Genomic DNA, 6,762 nt, shown 5'->3' on the forward strand with positions numbered 1-6,762 from the left:
GACGGCAAAACAGCTGGGTCAGCGCGGCAGGCCCAGGATCCGCTCGCCGGCGACGTTGCGGAGGATCTGCGTCGTACCGCCCGCGATCGACAGGCACCGCGTGTTGAGCATCTCCCAGACGTCCGCGCGGAGGTCGTCCGACCCACCGAGCAGCACCCGGTCACCGTGCAGCTCGACGACCAGCTCGGCGCCGTCCTGCCGGTTGCGCACGCCGAGCAGCTTGGCGACGCTCGACTCCGCTCCGGGTCCCTGGCCGGCGAGCGAGCGCAGCGTCGAGCGGACGCCGAGCAGCGAGCAGACCGTCGCCAGCGCGATCGAGTGCCCGACCGCCACCCGCTGCGCGGGCGTCGCGTCGGCCCCCACCAGCTCGATGGCGCGCTCGGTGCTCTTGCTGAGCCGGCTGGTGGCCATCGCCACCCGCTCGTTGGCGAGCGTCGTGCGGGCGAGCCGCCACCCGTCGTCGACCTCGCCGACGACCATGTCGTCCGGCACGAACACGTCGTCGAGGAACACCTCGTTGAAGAGCGCCTTGCCGGTGATCTCGCGCAGGGGTCGGACGTCGATGCCGGGCGTGTTCCTCATGTCGACCAGGAAGTAGCTGATGCCCTGGTGCTTGCGGGCGTCGGGGTTGGTGCGGGCCAGGCAGATGCCCCAGTCGGCGCGCTCGGCGACCGAGTTCCAGACCTTCTGGCCGGTGAGCAGCCACCCGCCGTCGACCTTCTCGGCGCGGGTGCGCAGCGACGCGAGGTCGGAGCCGGCACCGGGCTCGGAGAAGAGCTGGCACCACACCAGGTCGCCGAGCAGCGACGGGCGCACGAACTTCTCGCGCTGCTCGTCCGTGCCGTGCTCGAGGATGGTCGGGACCGCCCAACCGGCGATGACGATGTCGGGCCGGGTCACCTCGGCCCGGGCGAGCTCCTGGTCGATGACGATCTGGGTGACCGCGTCGGCGCCCAGGCCGTACGGCGCCGGCCAGTGCGGCGTGAGGTAGCCGGTCTCGACGAGCGCCGCCCGCCGGTCGGCGGGCGCCAGGGCGGCGACCTTCTCGACGCCGGCCCGGATCTCGTCGCGGATCGCGGCGTCGCGGCCCTCCAGGTCGAGCTGCACCCGTCGCCGTACGCCGGCGACCGCGCCGGCGGTGAGCCGCTCCGCGGCCGCGTCGGCCCCGCCGAGCAGGCCACGCAGCGAGAGCGCCCGGCGCAGGTAGAGGTGGGCGTCGTGCTCGAAGGTGAACCCGATGCCGCCGAGCACCTGGATGCAGGACTTCGCGACCTCGACGGCTCCGTCGAAGGCCACCGCGGCGGCGACGTCGGCGGAGAACGCCCACTGCTCGTCGTCGCCACCGGCGACGGACGCGACGTCCCACGCGGCGGCGGTGACGGACTCCGCGGTCTCGAGCATCTCGGCGCACAGGTGCTTGACGGCCTGGAAGCTGCCGATCTTCTGGCCGAACTGCTCACGGACCTTCGCGTACTCCACCGCCGTCGCGAGGCACCAGCGGGCGACGCCCGCGGCCTCGGCAGCGCCCAGCGTGACCGCCGTACGACGGACCAGGCCGGCGGTGAGACCCGGCACCGGGACCCCGGCCGACGCGTCGACGACCCGGCCCGTCCCGAAGCGCCGGCTCAGGTCGAGACCGAGCGCGCTGGTCAGCTCGACGGCGTCACGGGGCAGCACGCGCCACGAGTCGTCCCCGTCGGCCAGCAGCACGTGCGTGGCCGTCGGGGTGTCCCAGACGACGTCCGACAGGGCCAGGGCGACCACCGCGCCCTCGCCGAGCACGGAGGAGACCCCCTCGATCTCCCCGAGCAGCGACGACGCCACGGCGACGCCCAGCAGGGGGCCCGGCACCAGCTCGTGGGCGCACGCCTCGAGGGCCACCGCCACGTCCAGCACCGAGCCACCCCCGCCGCCGGCGACCTCGGGGAGCCCGATGGTCGCGACCCCCATCTGCGCCGCCGCGGCCCAGACGTCCTCGAACCCCGCGTCGGCGTCGTCCTCGGCCGCCCGCGCGAGCTCACGACCACGCAGGTCGGCGGCCCACCTGCGCAGGCTCGACGCCAGCTCGACGTGCTCGTCGGAGATCCCGATCGACATACCCATCCTCGGAGCCGGTGATTGAGGAGGTTGCGCAGCAACCGTCCCGAAATCTAGAACGTGTTCCAATCCTACTAAACTGCGCGCGTGACGGACATGCCCCCCGACCTGCTGGCCCACGCGCTCGACGCCAAGGGCTTCATGCCCGAGGACGAGGGGCTGCTGCTGCACCGCGTCGCGCGGGAGCGGCTCCCCCACGGCCCCGCCCTCGAGGTGGGCACCTACTGCGGCAAGTCCGCGATCTACCTGGGTGCGGCCGCGCGCGAGGTGGGCGGCACCGTCTTCACGGTCGACCACCACCGCGGGTCCGAGGAGAACCAGTCCGGCTGGGAGCACCACGACGCGTCCCTGGTCGACGACGAGTTCGGGCTGATGGACACGCTGCCGGTCTTCCGACGGACCATCGCCCGGGCCGGGCTCGAGGAGCAGGTGGTCGCGGTGGTCGGCCGCAGCACCACCGTCGCCTCGCACTGGCGCACTCCCCTGTCGATGCTGTTCATCGACGGCGGGCACGCCGAGGAGCACGCACAGAACGACTACACCGGCTGGGCGCACTGGCTGATGGAGGGCGGGCTGCTCGTCATCCACGACGTCTTCGCGGACCCGGCCGACGGCGGACAGGCGCCGTACCACGTCTTCGTGCGCGCGCTCGCGGGCGGCGCCTTCATCGAGGTGGAGGCGCTGGGCTCGATGCGGGTGCTACGCCGGACCTCAGGGACGGCTGGGGACGGCGTCGGCTGACGGGCAGCCGCACTCGAGCGCGAGCTCGGTGAAGTGCGGGGCCAGCGAGGTGCCGCGCATGATCCCGGAGCCGGCGGTGCTGTGCCCGGCGACCTCCCCGAGGGCGTCGACGGCGAGGATCACGGCGGCCGCCGTGTACGTCGTGTGCTCGACCGGCCAGTGCACGTTGCGCGGCTCGCCCGATCGCGCCGCCTCCGCCGGGTCGCCGTAGACCCACCCGGTCCAGTAGCGACCGTCGTCCTCGCGCAGGTGCTGCACGTCCTCGACCAGGGCGAGCGCGCGGCGGTGGTCGCCGAGCGTGTCGAGCGCCATCGCGAGCTCGCACGTCTCGGCGCCGGTGACCCAGGGGTTGGTGTCGACGCAGTGGATCCCGAGACCGGGCACGACGAAGTCGTCCCAGCGGGTCTCGAGCAGCTCGAAGGCGTCCCGCCCGCGGACGGCGCCGCCCAGGACCGGGTAGTACCAGTCCATCGAGTAGGTCGCCTTGTCCTCGAACAGGTCGCGGTGCTCGCGGACGGCGTGGCCGAGCCGGCCGCCGGCGAGCTCCCACTCCGGCTGGGGGTCGTCGAGCAGGTCGGCGAGCGCCACCCCGGCCCGCAGCGAGTGGTAGATGCTGGAGTTGCCGGTCAGCAGGCAGAAGTCCTCGGTCGGCGTCCAGTTGATCCCGCCCCAGGCGACCTGCTGGGACACGACCCAGTCGAGCGCCGCGCGCACGGTGGGCCAGAACCGCTGCACGAACGCGGTGTCGCGGCGCACCAGCCAGTGGTGCCAGATGCCGACCGCGAGGTACGCCGACATGTTGACGTCGCCGCGCTCGTCCTCGGGCTCGCCGTTCACGATCTTCATCGGGAACGAGCCGTCCTCGCGCTGCATGCTCGGCATCCAGGCGTACGCGCGCTCGGCGGCGTCGACCTGGCCGCCCACGAGCATCGCCATCGCGGCCTCGACGTGGTTCCACATGTCGACGTGCTCGCCGACGGTCCACGGCACGGCGCCGCACGGCTCCTGCATCGCGACGATGGACGCGGCGGTGGCCGCGACCTGCTCGGCGGTCAGGATGCCGTCGACGTACGGGATCTGGGCCAGCGGGTGGGTCATCCGAGGTCGTCCGGCTTGCGGAAGTAGAGCACCATGCTCTTGCCGATCATCGGGTCCAGCACCTTGCCGGCGTACTGGAGCGCCTTGGGCTGCTTCATGATCTCCCAGACCAGGAGCTTGTGGTACGTCCTCGCGAGGACGTGGTCGTCGTTGGTGACGCCGACGGCGCACTTGATCCACCAGTACGGCGCGTGCAGGCCGTGGGCGTAGCCCTTGCCCTCGAACACCATCGCGTCGCCCGGCGTGCCGTCGTTGGGACGCCCGGCCTTGGTGACCTTGTCGATCAGCTCGTGGTCGGTGTAGATCCGGACGTGGCCGCCCGGGGCGTTGTGGTAGTCGTCCGAGAGCTTCCAGTTGATGACCTCGGGCAGCCAGCGCGGCACCGAGATGGCCATCGTGCCGCCGGGACGCAGCACCCGCACCAGCTCCGTGATGGCGTCGACGTCGGCGTGGATGTGCTCGAGCACCTCGGCCGCCACGATCCGGTCGAACTCGCCGTCGGCGAAGGGCAGTTCGAGCGCGTCGCCCTGCTTGATGTCGGCCGACGCCCCGGCCGGGACCTCGCCCTGCTCCTTCATCGCGCCGAAGATCTCCAGCACGCCGGCGAGCTCGTCGGCGTCCATGTCGAAGGCGACCACGTCGGCGCCGCGGCGGTACATCTCGAAGGCGTGCCGGCCACCGCCGGCGCCCATGTCGAGCACCCGCTCGCCGGGCAGCAGGCCCAGCCGGTCGAAGTCAACGGTCAGCACGGGCGCGCTCCTCCTGGTATTCGGCGATGACTTCTTCGTAGGCGACGGCGACCTTGGCGGCCACCGCGCGCCAGCTGAACAGCTCGTCGACCCGCTTGCGGCCGGCGGCGCCGTACCGCGCCCGGCGCTCGGGGTCGTCGAGCAGGGCGGCGATCGCGGCTTCGAGCTCGCCGACGTCGCCGGGCGTCACCAGGTCGGCGCACAGGCCGTCGGGGCCGACGACCTCGGGGATCGCCCCGGCGTCGGAGACGACCAGCGGGGTCGCGCAGGCCATCAGCTCGGCCGTCGGCAGCGAGAAGCCCTCGTAGAGGGACGGCACGCACGCGAGCTCGGCCGAGCCCATCAGCGCGACCAGCTCCTCCTCGCTCACGCCGTGCACGAAGTTGACCGCGTCGTTGATCGAGAGCTTGTCGATGAGCTTCTCGGTCGTGCCGCCGGGCTTGGGCTTGGTGACGAGGAACAGCTCGAGGTCGCGCTCGGTGCGCAGCTTGGCGAACGCCTCGAGCAGCGTCGCGATCCCCTTCATCGGTGCGTCGGCGCTCGCCATCGCCATGATCCGGCCCGGCACCCGCGGCGTGGTCGGAGGCTGGAACCCGTCGTCGACACCGAGCAGGATCACCTGCATCTTGTCGAGGTCGACGCCGAAGTCGGTGGCGATGTCGCGCCGCGACGTCTCGGAAGGCGTGAGGATCTTGCGGGCCTGGCGGGCGACCCGGGCCTGCATCTTCACGAAGCCGTACCAGCGGGTCAGGGTGAACTTCCGCCACGGGTTCTTCGTCGACTTGATGTCGATGCGGCGGTCGTAGCTGATCGGGTGGTGGAGCGTGGTGATCAGCGGCAGCCCGAGCTTCTCGATCTCGAGCATGCCGTAGCCGAGCACCTGGTTGTCGTGGACGATGTCGAAGTCGTCGACGCGTTCGCCCAACGCGCGCAGGGCGCGCAGGCTGAACGTCTTCGGCTCCGGGAAGCCGGCCGCGCACATGGTCGCGAACTCCTCGACGTCGATCCGGTCGCGGAACTCCTTGAGCTTCGGGACACGGAACGGGTCGGGCTCGCGGTAGAGGTCCAGGCTCGGGAGCTTGGTCAGCGCGACGCCCTCGTCGAGGTCCGGGTAGGGCTGGCCGGAGAACACCTCGACGGAGTGCCCCAGCTTCGTGAGCTCGCGACTCAGGTGCCGGATGTAGATGCCCTGCCCCCCGCAGTGCGGCTTGCTCCGGTACGACAGCAGTGCGACCCGCATCGACGACCTCTCTCTAGCGAACTTCCGGACGCTTGCCGGATGCTCTGACACGCCGGGCCGGACAAAGTGGAACGTGTTCCTATTTTAGACCACGAGTTGCTAGCCTAGTCACCGATATCAACGTCGAAACTCGGGGTTCTCTAAACTCAGCGGGCCAACGTCGTTCCGACCGGAGTTGCATTCACCACGACGCATGGGGGTCCCTTGTGAGCACTACGAACTCGCTCGCAGTCGAAGATCTGGGTTCGGCTGCCCAGCGCGACCGCCGCAAGCGGATCCTCGACGCGACCATCACGCTCGCCTCGCAGGGCGGTTTCGACGCCGTCCAGATGCGCGCCGTGGCCGAGCAGGCCGACGTCGCGCTCGGGACGCTGTACCGCTACTTCCCCTCCAAGATCCACCTGCTCGTCTCCGCGCTGCAGCGCGAGTTCGAGCGCACCGAAACCGCCCTCCGCGACCGCCCCATCGAGGGCGACACCACCGCCGAGCGGGTCATCACGGTCCTCAAGCGCACCACGCGCGGCATGCAGAGCGACCCCCAGCTCACCGAGGCGCTCACCCGCGCCTTCATGTTCGCCGACGCGTCGGTCGCCGCGGAGATCCACCAGGTCGGCATGCTGCTCACCTCGATGCTCACCCGGGTCATGCACCCCGAGGGCCACACCGAGCTCACCGAGGAGGACGTCGCCATCGCCCGGGTCATCGGCGACGTCTGGCTCTCCGCCCTCGTCGGCTGGGTCACCGGGCGCAGCACCGCCGCCGAGACTGGTCAGCAGATCGAGGTCGCGGTCAAGCTCCTCCTCCGCGACTGACGCCCCCCGGTGGTTGAGGTGCGAA

The 6,762-nt window shown here is 71.3% G+C and carries 6 protein-coding genes; 2 read left to right on the top strand and 4 right to left on the bottom strand.

Annotated features, from left to right (window positions below; genetic code table 11):
- Nucleotides 1–18 precede the first annotated feature (18 nt).
- The gene (locus tag PD653B2_RS02410) at nucleotides 19–2,097 is read right to left on the bottom strand and encodes an acyl-CoA dehydrogenase (RefSeq protein ID WP_085870725.1); all 2,079 of its coding nucleotides are present in this window, start codon (nucleotides 2,095–2,097) and stop codon (nucleotides 19–21) included.
- 96 nt (nucleotides 2,098–2,193) lie between these two features.
- Here PD653B2_RS02410 and PD653B2_RS02415 point away from each other — a divergent pair, with 96 nt between their 5' ends.
- Nucleotides 2,194–2,838, top strand: a complete 645-nt coding sequence (locus tag PD653B2_RS02415; RefSeq protein WP_085870737.1) for a class I SAM-dependent methyltransferase — start codon at nucleotides 2,194–2,196, stop codon at nucleotides 2,836–2,838.
- Here the strand turns inward: PD653B2_RS02415 and PD653B2_RS02420 are convergent.
- The 3 genes from PD653B2_RS02420 to PD653B2_RS02430 are packed head-to-tail and all read right to left on the bottom strand — an operon-like array spanning nucleotide 2,809 to nucleotide 5,925.
- On the bottom strand, nucleotides 2,809–3,936 hold the full coding sequence (locus PD653B2_RS02420) for a prenyltransferase (RefSeq protein ID WP_085870726.1): 1,128 nt from the start codon (nucleotides 3,934–3,936) through the stop codon (nucleotides 2,809–2,811). The genes PD653B2_RS02415 and PD653B2_RS02420 overlap by 30 nt on opposite strands.
- On the bottom strand, nucleotides 3,933–4,685 hold the full coding sequence (locus PD653B2_RS02425; protein WP_085870727.1) for a class I SAM-dependent methyltransferase: 753 nt from the start codon (nucleotides 4,683–4,685) through the stop codon (nucleotides 3,933–3,935). Before PD653B2_RS02425 ends, PD653B2_RS02420 begins: the two co-directional genes overlap by 4 nt.
- Nucleotides 4,672–5,925 carry a glycosyltransferase family 4 protein gene (locus PD653B2_RS02430; protein ID WP_085870728.1) on the bottom strand — a complete coding sequence of 418 codons (1,254 nt, stop codon included), beginning with the start codon at nucleotides 5,923–5,925 and terminating at the stop codon, nucleotides 4,672–4,674. Before PD653B2_RS02430 ends, PD653B2_RS02425 begins: the two co-directional genes overlap by 14 nt.
- Nucleotides 5,926–6,131: 206 nt before the next feature.
- On the opposite strand from PD653B2_RS02430, the gene PD653B2_RS02435 reads away from it, so the two are divergent.
- Nucleotides 6,132–6,737: a TetR family transcriptional regulator gene (locus PD653B2_RS02435; protein WP_085870729.1), complete on the top strand. Its 606-nt coding sequence runs from the start codon at nucleotides 6,132–6,134 to the stop codon at nucleotides 6,735–6,737.
- The last annotated feature ends 25 nt before the right edge of the window (nucleotides 6,738–6,762 follow it).

Source organism: Nocardioides sp. PD653-B2 (assembly GCF_002117935.1).
Taxonomy (GTDB): Bacteria; Actinomycetota; Actinomycetes; order Propionibacteriales; family Nocardioidaceae; genus Nocardioides.